The following is a 15,486-nucleotide window of genomic DNA, read 5'->3' on the forward strand; positions in this document are numbered from 1 at the left end:
GATGAGTTGGCTCCCAACAGAATCGAGCGACCAGTACCTGATGCGCTACCAGCCGTTTGCGTTGCTGAATTTTTTTCCTGGGTGGCGGCAGGCTGTGGCCCTTGGAGATTGCTCGTTTGGGCAAAAATCACCACCCTGTTGCTGTCCGTGAAGCCGTGGGATGAAGGACGGCTTTGGAGGAACAAGCTTGGACAGCCGAATGTCGCTTGTGTGTGTGAAGAGAGCAGATGCCGGGCCGGGGTGTCCGGCTGCATTTGGCCTACAGCACCGCAATTCCACCTCCATCGCTAGCCCCGTACCGGTGCGCCTCCAGCACGCTCCACCTGCACCGCACAGTACTTGAACTCCGGGATCTTGCCTAGGGGGTCGAGCGCCGCATTGGTGAGCAGGTTGGCGGCGGCTTCGACGTAGGCGAAGGGGATGAAGACCACGCCACGCTGGATGCCGTCGTCGACACGGGCAGTGAGCTCGACCTCGCCGCGTCGGGAGCGCACGCGCAGGCGATCGCCAGCCTGCGCGCCGAGCGCGGCGAGGTCGGCGCTGTGCATGGACGCGGTGGGCGCAGGCTCGATGGCGTCGAGCATGCTAGCGCGCCGCGTCATGCTGCCGGTGTGCCAGTGTTCGAGCTGGCGACCGGTGATGAGCACCAGTGGGTAGTCGGCATCGGGCTGCTCGTCGGCGGTGATGAGGGTGGTGGGCTTCAACTGCACCCGGCCGTCGGCGGTGGGAAAACGGTCGGCAAACACCACTGGCTGGCCGGGGTCGTCCTCGTTCAGGCAGGGGTAGGTCACGCTGCCTTCGCGCTGCAGCCGCGCCCAGGTGATGCCGCCAATGGCCGCGTGCATGGCCTGTCGCATTTCCTCGTACACAGCGGCCACGCCGTGGTGCTCTGCACCAGGCTGATCATAGGCCCAGCCCATGGCCTGCCCGTCGGCGCGACCGATGCGCTGTGCGAGCTGCTGGATGATCCACAGGTCGGCCCGCGCATCGCCCGGCGGATCGATCGCCTGGCGACCCAGCTGCACCATGCGATCGGTGTTGCTGACGGTACCGGTCTTCTCGGGCCAGGCGGTGGCGGGCAGAACCACGTCGGCCAGCCAGGCGGTTTCGGTGAGGAAGATGTCTTGCACCACCAGGTGGTCGAGGCTGGCCAGGGCGTGGCGCGCGTGGTTCAGGTCGGGGTCGCTCATGGCAGGGTTTTCGCCCATGACGTAAAGGCCGCGAATGCGGGCCGGGTCGTCGGCCGGCCGCTCGGCCGCGCGCAGGATTTCCACCACGGTGAGGCCGGGCACGCCCGAGAGCGGGGCACCCCAGAAGTCTTCAAACCAGCGCTTCACCTCGGCCTGGTCCACCGGCTGGTAGTTGGGCAGCATGAAGGGGATGAGGCCGGCGTCGCTCGCGCCCTGCACGTTGTTCTGCCCGCGCAGCGGGTGCAGGCCTGTGCCGGGGCGACCGATCTGCCCGGTGAGGCTGGCCAGCGCGATCAGGCAGCGCACGTTATCGGTGCCGTGGATGTGCTGGCTCACGCCCATGCCCCAGAGGATCATGGCGCGCTCGCTGGTGGCGTAGGCGCGCGCCACCTCGCGCAGCGTGGCCGCGTCGATACCGCAGACCGGCGCCATGGCTTCGGGGCTGAACGCCCGTACGGCCTCGCGCACCGCCTGCACCTGATCGACCCGCTCGGCCACAAACGCGGCGTCCACCAGGTCTTCTTCAAAGATCACGTGCAGCAAGGCGTTGAGCAGGGCCACATCGGTGTCGGGGCGGAACTGCAGCGTGCGCCAGGCGTGGCGGGCGATGTCGGTGCGCCGCGGGTCGGCCAGCACGATGCGCGCGCCGCGCTGGGCCGCGTTCTTCATCCAGCTCGCGGCCACCGGGTGGTTGCTGGTGGGGTTGGCGCCGATCAGCAGGATGAAGTCGGCGTGCTCCACATCGCTCACCGGGTTGCTCACCGCGCCCGAGCCCAGGCCTTCGAGCAGCGCGGCCACGCTGGAGGCGTGGCACAGGCGCGTGCAATGGTCGACGTTGTGGTTGCCAAAAGCGGTGCGCACCAGCTTCTGAAACAGGTAGGCCTCTTCATTGCTGCCCTTGGCCGACCCAAAGCCCGCGAGCGAAGCCGGTCCATGTTGGTCGCGCAGCGCTTTGAGTCCGCCAGCGGCCAGCGCCAGCGCTTCGTCCCAGCTGGCTTCGCGGAACACGCTGCGCCAGTCGGGCGGTGCGGTGATGTGCGTGGGGTCTTTGGCCAGGCCTGCGATACGGATCAGCGGGCGCGTGAGGCGCTCGGGGTGGTGAACGTAGTCAAAACCGAAACGGCCCTTGACGCACAGCCGCCCGCCGTTGGCCGGGCCGTCGCGACCTTGCACCGCGACGATGCGCTCGGGCGCCTCGGCCGTGGCGTCTTGCACCTGGTAAGTGAGCAGACAGCCGACGCCGCAGAAGGGGCACACGCTGTTGACCTCGCGGTCCACTTTCAATTGCCCGTTGGGCAGCAGGGCAGCACCGGGCGCCTTCACGCTGAGCGCACCCGTGGGGCAAGCCTGCACACATTCACCACAGGCCACGCAGCTGCTTGCGCCCATGGGGTCGGCGAGGTCGAACACCACCTGCGTGTGGGCGCCGCGCTGCGCCATGCCGATCACGTCGTTCACCTGCTCTTCGCGACAGGCGCGCACGCAGCGGGTGCACTGGATGCAGGCGTCGAGGTTCACCGCCATGGCGGGGTGGCTGAGGTCGGGCGCGGGCTGCTCGCGCTGCAGGGCGGCGAGCGTGGGCCGCACCGTCACACCCGCTTGCGTCAGCCACGCGCTGAGTTCGCTGGCCTGCTCGGGATGCGGCAGGTCGGCCGCCAGCAGCTCCAGCACCAGGCGCTGGCTACTTCGCGCGCGCTTGCTGGTCGCTTTCACGTCCATGCCGGCGGTGACCGCGCGGCAGCAGCTCGCGGCCAGCACGCGCTCACCTGCGACCTCGACCATGCAGGCGCGGCAGTTGCCGTCGGGCCGCAAGCCGTCGCTGTGGCACAGGTGGGGAATCTGCACGCCGTGGCGCTGCGCCGCGTGCAGGATGGACTCGCCCTCGCGCGCCAGCGCGGGCTGGCCGTCGAGCGTGAAGGCGACGGTGGCATCGCCAGCGGCGGGCGTGTGGGTGCCGTGGCGGCGCACACCGTCGGGCCAGACAGCGCTGGGCACGCGGGCGTTCATGCGACGTCTCCCGATGGGGCCAGGCCAATCTCATGCGGGAAGAATTCGATCACGCAGCGCAGCGGGTTGGGCGCGGCCTGGCCCAGGCCGCAGATGGACGCGTCGGCCATCACGGTAGACAGGTCTTGCAGCGTGGCCACATCCCATTGCGCGCGCTCCATCAGGCGCGCGGCCTTGTCGGTGCCGGTGCGGCAGGGCGTGCACTGACCGCAACTCTCGTGGGCGAAGAAGCGCATCTGGTTCAGCGCCGCCTCGCGCGCGCTGTCGTGTTCGCTGAGCACCACCACCGCCGCAGAGCCGATGAAGCAGCCGTGCGGCTGCAGGGTGTCGAAGTCCAGCGGCACATCGGCCAGCCTTGCCGGCAAGATGCCGCCGCTGGCGCCACCGGGCAGATAAGCGTAGAGCGTGTGGCCCTCGGCCATGCCGCCACAGAACTCGTCAATCAGTTCACGCAGCGTGATGCCGGCAGGCGCCAGTTTCACGCCGGGTTGCTTCACCCGGCCACTCACGCTGAAGCTGCGCAGCCCCTGGCGTCCGTGGCGCCCCTGGCTGGCAAACCAGGCGCCGCCTTTCTCCACGATCTCGCGCACCCAGTACAGGGTTTCGAAGTTGTGCTCCAGCGTGGGCCGGCCGAACAAGCCTCTTTGCGCGATGTAGGGCGGACGCAGGCGCGGCAGGCCCCGTTGCCCCTCGATGCTTTCGATCATGGCCGACTCTTCGCCGCAGATATAGGCACCCGCACCGCGCCGCAGTTCGATGCGCGGCAAGGCACACGGCGGATTCGCCTGCAGCTCGGCCAGCGCGCGCTGCAGCAGGCGGCGCGCATGGTGGTATTCGTCGCGCAGGTAGAGGTAGACCGCCTCGCAGCCGACCACGCTCGCCGCGATCAGCATGCCTTCGAGAAACCGGTGGGGATCGCGCTCCAGGTACCAGCGATCCTTGAAGGTACCGGGCTCGCCTTCGTCGATGTTGACCGCCATCAGGCGCGGTGCAGGCTGGTCTTTCACGATGCGCCACTTGCGCCCGGCGGGAAAACCAGCGCCCCCCAGGCCACGCAGCCCAGCGTGTTCCAGGGCTTCGATCACAGCCTCACCGCTGCGCTCGCCGCTGGCGACTGCAGCAGCCAAGGCATAGCCGCCCTCCGCGCAATAGGCGGTGAAGTCAATCGGCTCGGGCGCCACGCAGGCTTTCGCCGCTTCGGGCAACGCCCAGATGGCGTCTTCAAACCGCGCAGGGGCCTCGGCTCCCAGAGCGGCCACGGTGTCGGTGGTGGCGCTGCCCAGCGGCCACTGGCCCACCTGCGCCGCCGGCGCCTGTTCGCAACGGCCCACGCAGGGCGCGGGCATCACGCGCACATCGTCACGGCCGAGCAAGGCTGGCAAACGGACTTGCAGATCGGCCAGCAGCGGTGCGGCACCCGCGAGCTGACAGGACAGGCCGTCGCACACCCGAACCGTGAGGCTGGGCGAGGCGGCGCCGTCACGCAGGATCTCGAAGTGGTGGTAGAAGCTCGCGACCTCAAACACCTCGGCCACCGACAGGTGCATCTCGGACGCCAGCGCCACCAAGTGGGTATCGCGCAGGCCGTTGAAATGGTCGTTGAGCTGGTGCAGGAATTCGATCAGCCCATCGCGGGCATGGCCGTCAAGCGGCGCCGACCCGATGAGACCCTGCACCTGCGCGAGGGCTTCGGCATCGACCGCCCGGCCTTTCGGCCTTGAACGGGGTTGCTGACGTGGTGGTTGTCTGGCCGTGGCGCGCAAGGCCTCGGGCGTGCCCAGGACCTTGTCCATCGCCTCAGACCCGCTCGACGATCAGCGCGATGCCCTGGCCCACGCCGATGCACATGGTGCACAGCGCGTAGCGGCCACCGGTGGCGTGCAGGCGGTTAACGGCGGTGGTGACCAGGCGCGCGCCGCTGGCGCCCAGCGGGTGACCGAGCGCGATCGCGCCGCCCCAGGCGTTCACGCGCGCATCGTCGTCTTGCAAACCGAGCTCGCGCAACACCGCCAGGCCCTGGGCGGCAAACGCCTCGTTGAGCTCGATCACGTCGAGCTGCTCCAGCTTCAGGCCAGTCAGCGCCAGCACCTTCTGCGTGGCGGGCGCGGGGCCGATGCCCATGATGCGCGGCGGCACACCAGCCGTGGCCATGCCGACCACGCGCGCTTTGGGCGTGAGCCCGTTTTTCGACGCGCTGGCTTCGTCGGCCAGCAGCAATGCGCAGGCGCCGTCGTTCACGCCGCTGGCGTTGCCCGCGGTCACGGTGCCATCGGGTTTCACGATGGGTTTGAGTTTGGCGAGCGCCTCCAGGGTGGTGGCGCGCGGGTGTTCGTCGGTGTCAACCACGGTGGCGTCGCCCTTCTTTTGCGCGATGCTCACCGGCGTGATCTCGCGCGCCAGGTGACCGGCCTGGATCGCGGCCAGCGCCCGGGTCTGGCTGGCCAGGGCCATGCGGTCCTGCGCTTCGCGCTCGATCTTGTAATCGGTGGCGACGTTCTCCGCCGTCTCCGGCATGGAGTCGACACCGTACTGCGCCTTCATCAGCTTGTTGATGAAGCGCCAGCCGATGGTGGTGTCATAGACCGCATTGGCGCGCGAAAACGCGGTGTCGGCCTTGGGCATCACAAAGGGCGCACGGCTCATGCTCTCCACACCACCGGCGATCATGAGCCCGGCTTCTCCGGCGCGGATGGCGCGCGCCGCCGTGCCCACGGCGTCCAGCCCCGAACCACAAAGCCGGTTGAGCGTGGCCCCGGGCACAGCCAGCGGCAGACCGGCGAGCAGACTGCTCATGTGGGCCACGTTGCGGTTGTCTTCGCCAGCCTGGTTGGCGCAGCCGTAGAGCACATCGGCGACGGCTTCCCAGTCGACACCGGGGTTGCGCGCCATCAGTGCGCGAATCGGGATGGCACCCAGGTCGTCGGTGCGCACGCTGGAGAGAGCGCCGCCGTAACGGCCGAAGGGGGTACGGATGGCGTCACAGATGAAGGCTTGGGCAGCAGGCATAGGATCGGGTGTTTGAGAAGCGACAGGTAGGAAAATCAACGGCCTGGGAGGGGGAGGTACCAGGCCACCACATTCACAGGACAGAGCATACGACCGACGACACCAGATCGTGCGTCGCGCGCGCGAAAGACCGGCTCAATCGGTTTCCGGGTGCATGGCGCCGTCGAGCTCGAGCGCGGCTCCCGCTTTGTTTCAGGCAGCTTGGCGAAACAAGCTGTGTCACTCAACTGGCCGGCTGAGTCAGCTTGATGCGCGGGCGCTTTGACGATCAGCGGATCGCCACAAAATCCCCTGAATTCTGGTTGCGCGCCAAGCCCTGCAGACAAAGACAACCACGGTCACACCGCCTAAGGGAAGTACGTCATTTTTTCAGCGACACGGCCATGGCTTCGCCCATGCGGACGGCCCGCCCGCGAACCCAGTCGGAAGGGAAGTCCAGCGTGTGTCTGGTGAACAGCATGACCACGGTAGAGCCAAGCAGGAAGCGCCCCATTTCCTCGCCCTGGCGCAAGACGGCAGCGCGATCGTCGTAGTGCCACTCTCGCACGCGGGCAAACCGGGGCGGGCTCACCACCCCATGCCAGACCGTTGCCACGCTGCCAACGATGGTGGCCCCGACCAGCACCAGCACGAACGGACCACGATCCGATTCGAAGACACAGACCACGCGCTCGTTGCGCGCAAACAATCCGGGCACACCACGCACAGTGGTCGGGTTGACTGAGAACAGATGGCCTGGCACATGGATCATGCGGACCAGGCGCCCGTCGCAGGGCATGTGGATGCGATGGTAGTCCTTCGGACTCAGGTACAGACTTGCAAATTCGCCATCATCAAACTGGGCAGCGAGTCGGGCGTCACCACCAAGCAGCGCCTGGGCACTGTAGTGGTGGCCTTTGGCTTGAAGCAGTTTCCCGCCCTCGATGGAGCCGCACTGGACGATAGCGCCGTCCACTGGACTGACAAAGTCAGCTTGCGCGAGCGGGCGCACACCCTCTCTCAGCGCTCGCGTGAAGAAGTCATTGAAACAGGCGTAGCCAGCGGGCCCAGGATCGGCCGCCTCGGCCATGTTCACGCCATAGCGAGCAATGAACCAGGGAATCACGGCGCGCGTCCACCACTTTGCGCGGGAGGCGGCACCTGCGCCTGCGATGACGGTCAACAGCTGCTTGGGCAGCAGGTACTGTGGCAGAACGGCCAGCCGGTCAATCAGATCAGACACTTTCACGGTGGCGCCCTGCGCCCAATCTGCCGCCACCTCCACCTCCGCGCTGCGTGCAGCGCCTGAAGGCAGGGAGGTGGCGCTGTTGCGACGCCGCCTGCAGATTGCGCAGCACGATGAGAATGTCGCTGCGGTGGGTCTGCGACAACAGGCGCTCGTACATTTCCCCATTCGCAGTTTCGGCAACCACTCCCGCTTCGCAGGCCAATTGCAAGCTAGCGTAGCGCTCAACCTTTCCTGGCCATGTATTGGTGGGCACCGGAATTCCATAACGCTGAAACAAGCCGCGAAGCGCTTCGATGTGGCGCGCTTCTGCTTCGCGGATCCGGATGAATGGTCGGACCTCGCCGAAGTCAGCGATGACCTGGTCGTAGGTGGCCCAGGCTTGGTATTCATCATCCAGTGCCTCATGGAGCACCTGGATTTCGATGTCGGTGAGTGGGTTCATAGACTGGTTTTCAGTGAAGATGTTGGTAGCGATGCAGACTCAGGCTCCCTGTGCAGCCCTTGACATGCTAGTGGCCTTGACCCTGGAAGGGCGCTGAGCCCAAGCTGCTCGCTCAGGATGCGTTTTTTGATTCTGAGGCCATGTGTTGCCCGGCCATTGACATACCTCAACGGTCAGGCAATACATGGTCGCTAGACTGAAACTGAGGTTTGAGTTTCCTCACATTGATGCCTCTGGCTGAGGCAGTGATGGGTAAACGTCACTGGAAACCACCTCACTCTCTTGGAGAATTCGTATGCGCAGAATCTATTTCCTTCTCCCGACGGTCACATCGGCCCGTTCGATCGTGGAGGAGTTGTTGCTGAACCACGTTGATGAACACCACATCCACGTCGTGGCCCGAGACAACACGCCATTGGGCGACTTGCCACAAGCGGGTGTGGCCCAACGCACGGACATCATTCCGGCGATGGAACGGGGTATCGCTGCGGGGGGTCTGGTTGGTTTGCTCGCGGGACTGATCGGGGTCACTTTCCCGCCCGCGGGACTGGTGTTCGGGGGCGGTGCATTGCTTGGCACGATCGCGTTTGGTACTGGCTTCGGAGCGTGGATGGCGGGCATGGTGGGTGTTGGTATGCCGAGCAGTCGCATCGAGCAATTCCAACAAGCGATCGCCAACGGCGAGTTGCTGATGATGATTGATGTACCTGCCGCACGCGTAGAAGAGGTTGAGTCGCTTGTCACCCGCCATCATGCGGAAGCAGAGCTCGAGGGCGTTGACCCCAACATCCCTCTGTTCCCCTGACGCCTTGTCAGGCAGCCCTGATTCCTTTCCGACTTGCCCATGCTCAATTGACGCTGCTCTGGATCATCACCTTCTCGCTCCTGAGCAGTGTGGGTGCAGCTGCCGGTGCTGCGCTGTTGCTGGCTTTCCCACAAGCGATCCGCCATGCACTCGTGCCGGCCTTGATCAGCTACGCCGCAGGCGTGATGCTCGGCGCCGCCTTTCTGGGGATGATTCCCACCGCGCTGTCGCGCGCTGATGCAAGCCAGATCCTTCCCGCGTTGCTGATTGGTTTGGTGTTGTTCTTTATCTTGGAGAAGATGGTTCTATGGCGCCATTGCCATGACGAAAGTTGTGCAGTCCATGGCCAGGCGGGCCCTTTGGTCCTGGTGGGGGATGCATTTCACAACTTCGTTGATGGCGTGGTCATCGCGGCTGCATTCCTGGTTTCGATTCCGCTGGGCGTGGCCACGGCAGTGGCTGTGATTGCCCATGAAGTGCCCCAGGAGGTGGGCGATTTCGCCATTCTGCTAGACGGTGGGTACAGTCGCGCCAAGGCATTCTGGCTCAACATCCTGTCTGCGTCCGCCACCTTGCCCGGTGCTTTGGCTGGCTACTTTTGGCTGGGTCAGATGGAGGAGGCTATCGCCTACATTCTTGCGCTCTCGGCAGCAAGTTTCATCTACATCGCTCTGGCAGACCTTGTGCCTTCGCTGCATCGGCGAACAAACCCAATGCAGTCGCTCCTGCAGCTGGCACTGCTGATCGCCGGGATTTCCACCATCGGGTGGATGCGCCACGCGCAGTAAACAGGCGCCTTTTGCAGATGGACTCTGACCGAGGCCCCGTCAACGCATCTTTCTGTCAGTCAGGCAGTTCACATCGAACGCGGTTGTTCAAGCCGCTTTCACTCACCCGACGCAGATGTTGAACACCACCGATCCCAGAGCACGCGGCGCAGTGTCTATCCGGCCACAGACCAGAGGCCGCCTGCTCAGTAGGTTTCCAGGTGCAGCCGGCCGTCGCGCTTGAGCGTGGCGCCAACCTCGTCCCAGTTCAGGCCAGCGCCGGTGGCGATGTCCTTCAGCGCCAGCACCACGCCCTCTTCCATCGCTTTGAGACCGCAGACGTAAAAATAGCTGTTGGGGTCTTTGAGCAGCGGCGCCAGATCGGCAGCGCGCTCCCGCATCAGATCCTGTACGTAACGTTTGGGCTGACCCAGGGTGCGGCTGAAGGCGAAGTGGCTGTCGATGAAGTCCTTGGGCAGGTTTTGCAGCGGGCCGAAGTAGGGCAGCTCTTCCTGTGTGCGGGCGCCAAAGAACAGCATGAGCTTGCCGCCTTCGAACTTGCCCGTGGCGCGCAGTCGGCGGCGCCACTCGGTCATGGCGCGCATGGGCGCGCTGCCAGTGCCGGTACAGATCATCACGATGCTGGAGCGCGGGTGGTTGGGCATCAGGAAGCTGGCGCCGAACGGTCCGATCACCTGGACCTTGTCACCCACCTTGAGGTCACACATGAAGTTGCTCGCGACACCACGCACCGGCTGGCCCTGGTGGTCTTCGAGCACGCGCTTGATGGTGAGGGACACGTTGTTGTACCCGGGGCGCTCGCCGTTGCGCGGGCTGGCTACCGAGTACTGGCGTGCCACGTGCGGCTTGCCGCGAGCGTCCACCCCGGGCGGCACGATGCCGATCGACTGGCCTTCCAATACCGGGAACGGCATGGTGCCGAAGTCGAGCACGAGGTGATGGGTGTCGTAGTCGCTGCCCACTTCGGTGACGCGGAAGTTGCCGGTGACGGTGGCCGTGATGCACTTTTCGGCTGCCTTGGGGCCGTAGAGGTTGGTGTAAGCGTGTGCGGCCGACCAGGGCGGCAGCGTGGCGCCGAATTGCGCGCTGTGGAAAACCGGTTCGGGGTCCACTGCGGCGGGGCGGGCCGGCGCAGTGGCGGTGGGCTCTGGGCCCGCCTCACCCGCATCGGCCAATGCCTCGGGCGGCAACTCGGCAGGCAGTTCGTCCCAGGTCAGCTGCTCTGCCACTGAGTAGGCTCGCACCTTCAGCATGCTGCGCCAGTTGTCGATCGAGCCGGTGGGGCACGGCGGCACACAGGCCATGCACAGGTTGCACTTCTCGGCGTCGACCACGTAATTGCGGTCGTCGTGCGTGATCGCGCCCACCGGGCAGGTGGCTTCGCAGGTGTTGCAGCGGATGCAGATCTCGGGATCGATCAGGTGCTGCTGGATCACGGCGGCTTCAGCGGATGCGTTCATCTTGGTTTCTCTTCGGCTTCTGTTCGGTTGACTTCGTGGTGGCAGCGCACGGGCTGGGCCGGCACACTTCGTTCATGTCCCCCGCCGACCTTCGGCTGGCTCCTCCCTTACTTCACTGCGTCTGCCGGCTCATCCCATGCTTGTTGGCGAGGAAAGGCCAGAGAAACACCTTTGCATCCCTGTACCGATCCGCAGCGCGTGCCTTCAAGCCAGAATGCCGCGGGTCCGGGTCTCCCGGCCTGCAGGCATTGCCCCCCTGGGGGGTGACGCCGAAGGCGGCGCGGGGGGTCATCCAAACCTGACGTATTCGAAGTCGACCGGCTGGCGGTTGATGCCCATGACCGGCGGCGCGATCCAGTTGGCAAACTTGCCTGGCTCGACCACGCGGCCCATGAGGCTGGCGACAAAGGCGCGGTCCGACTCGCTCGGCAGCCAGCTGTCTCGCTTGGCGTTCCACTCGGCCTCGGAGACCACGTGGCCATCCGGTGCGACCTTCACGCCTTTGAGCAGACCGATGTTGCGGTGGAAAGCCTTGTGGGGGACGCTCAGGCGCACCGGGATGCCCGCCTTTTCGATCACCTTGTTCCAGCGCTCCACGCCACCCACACTGTCCTTGATGTAGTCGTCGCGCAGCACCTCGTTGAGCGCGTTGAGCATCGGCACTTCTTTTTCGACCAGTTGACCGTTCTGCACGTTGAGCACCTTGTAGAACTGGCCGCGCAACTGGTGGTCATCAGCCCGCTTGCCTTCCTCGTAGCGGCCCTTGAGGCCAGTGGAGTAAAACGTGGCGGCGTTGCTGGATTCGTCGGCGCCAAACAGATCGATGGTGACCGAGAAGTGGAAGTTCAGGTAACGCTGGATGGTCGGCAGATCGATCACGCCGGCTTCGCGCAGCTTCTTCGGATCGTCGGTCTTGAGCTCGTTCATCATCTGGCAGGTGCGGTTGATGACGCGGCTCACGCCCGACTCGCCCACAAACATGTGGTGCGCCTCTTCAGTCAGCATGAACTTTGTGGTGCGCGCCAGCGGGTCGAAGCTGCTTTCTGCCAGGGCGCAGAGCTGGAACTTGCCGTCGCGGTCGGTGAAGTAGGTGAACATGAAGAAGCTCAGCCAATCCGGCGTTTCTTCGTTGAAGGCTTCGAGGATGCGCGGGTTGTCGGCGTTACCGCTGTTGCGCTCCAGCAGGGCTTCGCCTTCTTCGCGGCCGTCCTTGCCGAAGTACTTGTGCAGCAGGTAGACCATGGCCCAGAGGTGGCGGCCTTCTTCCACGTTGATCTGGAACAGGTTGCGCAGGTCGTACATGCTGGGCGCGGTCAGCCCCAAGTGGCGCTGCTGCTCGACGGATGCCGGCTCGGTGTCGCCTTGCGTCACGATGATGCGGCGCAGGTTGGCGCGGTACTCGCCAGGGATGTCTTGCCAAGCGTCTTCGCCCTTGTGGTCACCGAAGTGGATCTTGCGGTCTTTCTCGGCCGGGTTGAGGAAGATGCCCCAGCGGTAATCGGGCATCTTCACGTGGCCAAACTGCGCCCAGCCCTGCGGGTCCACGCTGGTGGCGGTGCGCAGGTAGACATCGAAGTTCTGCGAGCCGTCCGGGCCCATGTCGTCCCACCACTTGAGGTAGTTGGGCTGCCACTGTTCGAGCGCGCGCTGCAGCGTACGGTCTTCGCTCAGGTTGACGTTGTTCGGGATCTTGTCGCTGTAGTCGATGGTGGACATGCTGTTTTTCCTGCGGGCTAAACGGTCGGTGGACTGACATGGGGTTGCGGCTGGCTCCACCGGGAGACCCACCGCACAACAGACTCAAAAAATCAAACGCGGGTCCAGTCGAAAGCGGCTTTGTCGCCTTTGCCGTAGACCTTGAGTGCGCCTTTTTCACCCACCGCGTTGGGGCGCTGGAAGATCCAGTTCTGCCAGGCGGTGAGTCGTCCAAACACGCGGGTTGCCATGGTTTCCACCCCATTGAAGCGCAGATTGGCCTCCATGCCGGTCAGTGCGTCGGGGTTCATGGCGACACGCTCTTCGATGGCGATGCGGACCTCGTCGGTCCAGTCGATATCGTCGGGATTCGCGGTGACCAGGCCCAGCGCCAACGCGGCGTCGGCGTCCAGCGGCTGGCCAATCTGTGCCCGCACGGCGTCGAGTTCGGTCTTGTCGCCGTAAAAGCGGCGCTCGAGGCGGCTCTGGTCGGTGGCCATGGGAAAGGTGCCGAAATTGATCTCGCCGACGGTGATCCTAGGCGCGGCTGCGTCATCATCCGGCAAGGCTAGGTGGTAACTGCGGTCGCAAGCCAGGGCCAGTTCCAGCAGGCTGCCAGCAAAGCAGGAACCGGCTTCGATCAACGCAAACAAGCTGCGCGAGGACACATCGAGGCGGCTGAAGGTGCGGCGCATCAGGCCGATGGTCTCGCGCACCAGCCAGTGGGCCTGGTGCGCCAGCAGGGTGGCGTCCACGGCGAGCACGGCGGCGGCGTCGCCCTCGGTCTTGATGAGCCAGGTGCCGATTTCCAGCTCGTTGGTGCGCATGTGCAGGATGGCGTCTTCCAGCTCGCGCGCCATCTGCAGCGGGTACCACGCAGCGCCGGCGGCTTCGATGCCGGCGACATCGGTGGGCTGCGCGCCGCTGGGCGCTTTCACCGTCCAGGTGGCGGTGCGCTTGGCGCGGTCAATGACCACGCTCACGTGTTCGTAGTGCAGTGCGTCACCGTCGATGCGGCGCGCCAACGGGGTGAGCGCCACGCCTTTTGCATCGGCTGGGCGGTCGCTCTGCTCGGCGAGTTGCAAGGCGCGCTCCTGCACTTTGGCGGCAAACTGTGCTGGCTTGGCGATGTCATCGACCAGGCGCCAGTCTTTGGCCTTCTGGCCACGCACGCCTTCGTTGGTGGTGCAGAAGATGTCGGCCAGATCGTGACGCACCCGGCGCTTGTCGGTCACGCGTGTCAAGCCACCGGTGCCCGGCAGCACGCCCAGCAGCGGTACCTCGGGCAGGCTGACCGCGCTGCTGCGGTCGTCCACGAGGATGATTTCATCGCAGGCCAGGGCCAGCTCGTAGCCGCCGCCGGCGCAGGCACCGTTGACCGCGGCTAGAAATTTCAGCCCGCTGTGCTTCGAGGTGTCTTCCAGGCCGTTGCGCGTCTCATTGGTGAACTTGCAGAAGTTCACCTTCCAGGCGTGGCTGGAGACGCCGAGCATGAAGATGTTGGCGCCAGAGCAGAACACCTTGTCTTTGGCGCTGGTGATCACCACGGTGCGCACGGCGGGATGCTCGAAGCGGATGCGCTGGATCGCGTCGTTCAGCTCGATGTCCACACCGAGGTCGTAGCTGTTGAGTTTGAGCTTGTAGCCTGGGCGCAGGCCTGCGTCTTCGTCGAAATCGGCTTTCAGCGTGGCGACCGGTCCGTCCACACTCAAAGACCAGTGGCGGTACTGACTGGGGTCGGTGCGGTAGTCAACCTGTTCAGGCAACACGGCGTGCAGCGAGGCGGGTGCGTTCATGAAATGTCTCCTGGTGGGAGCTGCGGCAGATCGGCACCGGGAATCAGCTCGATGACATGCATCATATTGCATGCATCCCTGATGTCAAGCAATCCTTTGCATGCTGGAGGGTCAGGCCGGGAGCGAAAGTGCCGAGCGCACCGCCACGCGCAACAAGGCAAAGGTGTCGGCCAGCGGTTGCGCGCTGGTGTTCACCTGAGCATGGGCTTTGGCGTAGAAAGCCGAGCGCCCCGCCAGGATGGTCTTGAGGTCTTCCATCGCTTCGTGGCTCGCCGCCATGGGCCGCATGTCGCCCTGCGCGCGCACGCGGTTCATGTGGTCCTCCGGGTCGGCCTGCAGCCAGACCGTGGTGCAGTGGCCGAGCACCAGGTTGAAGGTGGCGGCGTCGGAGACGATGCCACCGGGCGTGGCAAGCACCGCCTCGGGGTAGATCTGGATCGCCTCCTCCACCGCTCGCCGCTCGTATCGCCGGTAGGCGTTTTGCCCGTACAGGCCCTGAATCTCCGAGACGCTGCAACCGGCGAACTTTTCGATTTCGCGGCTGAGCTCCACGAAGGGGTAGCCCAGGTCGTCGGCCAGCATCTGGCCCAGCGTAGATTTACCGGCGCCGCGCAGGCCGATCAGCGCCACGCAGTGGCTGCGCGGCCCGGTCGACGAACCGGTGCCCAGCAGGTCGGCCAGTGTCATGCGCGCCTGGCGCAGTGTCGCCTCGTCGCGGCCCTGCAGCAGTTCGCGGATCAGCATCCATTCGGCCGACTGGGTGGTCACGTCGCCCAGCAGCTCGGCCAGCGGGCTTTGCAACGCCTGCGCCACCTGCAGCAGCAACAGGATGGACACATTGCCCTCGCCGTACTCCAGGTTGGCCAGGTGGCGCTCGGACACGTCGGCAGCCAGCGCCACCGCCTTGCGCGTCATGCCCCGACGCGCGCGCAAGCTGCGCACCCGATCACCCAGCGCCACCAGAAAGGGATGCTTGTCAGGCCCTGCGCTGGCGGCCTTGGCCGGCTCAGAAACATGCAATATATTGCTTGACATACGCGCTGTTCTTGTTAATCTGCAATGCATGCAC

The 15,486-nt window shown here is 65.2% G+C and carries 11 protein-coding genes; 2 read left to right on the forward strand and 9 right to left on the reverse strand.

Annotated features, from left to right (window positions below; all coding sequences use genetic code 11):
• Window positions 1-287: 287 nt before the first annotated feature.
• From fdhF to GPT34_RS04010, 5 genes are all read right to left on the reverse strand, one after another.
• Window positions 288-3,197: a formate dehydrogenase subunit alpha gene (gene fdhF / locus GPT34_RS03990; protein ID WP_291009916.1), complete on the reverse strand. Its 2,910-nt coding sequence runs from the start codon at window positions 3,195-3,197 to the stop codon at window positions 288-290.
• Window positions 3,194-4,990, reverse strand: coding sequence for an NADH-ubiquinone oxidoreductase-F iron-sulfur binding region domain-containing protein (locus GPT34_RS03995; protein WP_291009918.1), 1,797 nt, complete (start codon window positions 4,988-4,990; stop codon window positions 3,194-3,196). Before GPT34_RS03995 ends, fdhF begins: the two co-directional genes overlap by 4 nt.
• 4 nt (window positions 4,991-4,994) lie before the next feature.
• Entirely contained in the window at window positions 4,995-6,203 is a 1,209-nt protein-coding gene (gene pcaF, locus GPT34_RS04000; RefSeq protein ID WP_291009920.1) for a 3-oxoadipyl-CoA thiolase, read from the reverse strand.
• Window positions 6,204-6,564: 361 nt separating this feature from the next.
• The gene (gene asd / locus GPT34_RS04005) at window positions 6,565-7,416 is read right to left on the reverse strand and encodes an archaetidylserine decarboxylase (protein WP_291010096.1); all 852 of its coding nucleotides are present in this window, start codon (window positions 7,414-7,416) and stop codon (window positions 6,565-6,567) included.
• 1 nt (window position 7,417) lies between these two features.
• A complete protein-coding gene (locus GPT34_RS04010) occupies window positions 7,418-7,873 on the reverse strand; it encodes a hypothetical protein (RefSeq protein WP_291009922.1) in 456 nt (151 codons plus the stop codon).
• Between the two features lie 295 nt (window positions 7,874-8,168).
• On the opposite strand from GPT34_RS04010, the gene GPT34_RS04015 reads away from it, so the two are divergent.
• Together GPT34_RS04015 and GPT34_RS04020 are read left to right on the forward strand one after the other, a co-directional pair.
• Window positions 8,169-8,678 (forward strand): DUF1269 domain-containing protein, encoded by a 510-nt coding sequence (locus tag GPT34_RS04015; protein ID WP_291009924.1) that lies wholly within the window; start codon window positions 8,169-8,171, stop codon window positions 8,676-8,678.
• A gap of 161 nt (window positions 8,679-8,839) precedes the next feature.
• Complete coding sequence (locus GPT34_RS04020; RefSeq protein ID WP_291009925.1) at window positions 8,840-9,466, forward strand: ZIP family metal transporter; 627 nt, start codon at window positions 8,840-8,842, stop codon at window positions 9,464-9,466.
• Between the two features lie 185 nt (window positions 9,467-9,651).
• Here GPT34_RS04020 and boxA read toward each other — a convergent pair whose 3' ends face one another.
• The 4 genes from boxA to GPT34_RS04040 all read right to left on the reverse strand — a co-directional run bounded on the left by boxA (window position 9,652) and on the right by GPT34_RS04040 (window position 15,452).
• On the reverse strand, window positions 9,652-10,926 hold the full coding sequence (gene boxA / locus GPT34_RS04025; protein WP_291009927.1) for a benzoyl-CoA 2,3-epoxidase subunit BoxA: 1,275 nt from the start codon (window positions 10,924-10,926) through the stop codon (window positions 9,652-9,654).
• Window positions 10,927-11,214: 288 nt separating this feature from the next.
• Window positions 11,215-12,642, reverse strand: a complete 1,428-nt coding sequence (gene boxB, locus GPT34_RS04030) for a benzoyl-CoA 2,3-epoxidase subunit BoxB (protein ID WP_291009929.1) — start codon at window positions 12,640-12,642, stop codon at window positions 11,215-11,217.
• A 92-nt stretch (window positions 12,643-12,734) separates the two neighbouring features.
• Window positions 12,735-14,417, reverse strand: a complete 1,683-nt coding sequence (gene boxC / locus GPT34_RS04035) for a 2,3-epoxybenzoyl-CoA dihydrolase (RefSeq protein ID WP_291009931.1) — start codon at window positions 14,415-14,417, stop codon at window positions 12,735-12,737.
• 111 nt (window positions 14,418-14,528) lie between these two features.
• Window positions 14,529-15,452, reverse strand: coding sequence for a helix-turn-helix transcriptional regulator (locus tag GPT34_RS04040; RefSeq protein WP_291009933.1), 924 nt, complete (start codon window positions 15,450-15,452; stop codon window positions 14,529-14,531).
• Window positions 15,453-15,486 lie beyond the last annotated feature (34 nt).

It is taken from the genome of Hydrogenophaga sp., from assembly GCF_011390835.1.
In the GTDB taxonomy this organism is placed as follows: Bacteria; Pseudomonadota; Gammaproteobacteria; order Burkholderiales; family Burkholderiaceae_C; genus Hydrogenophaga.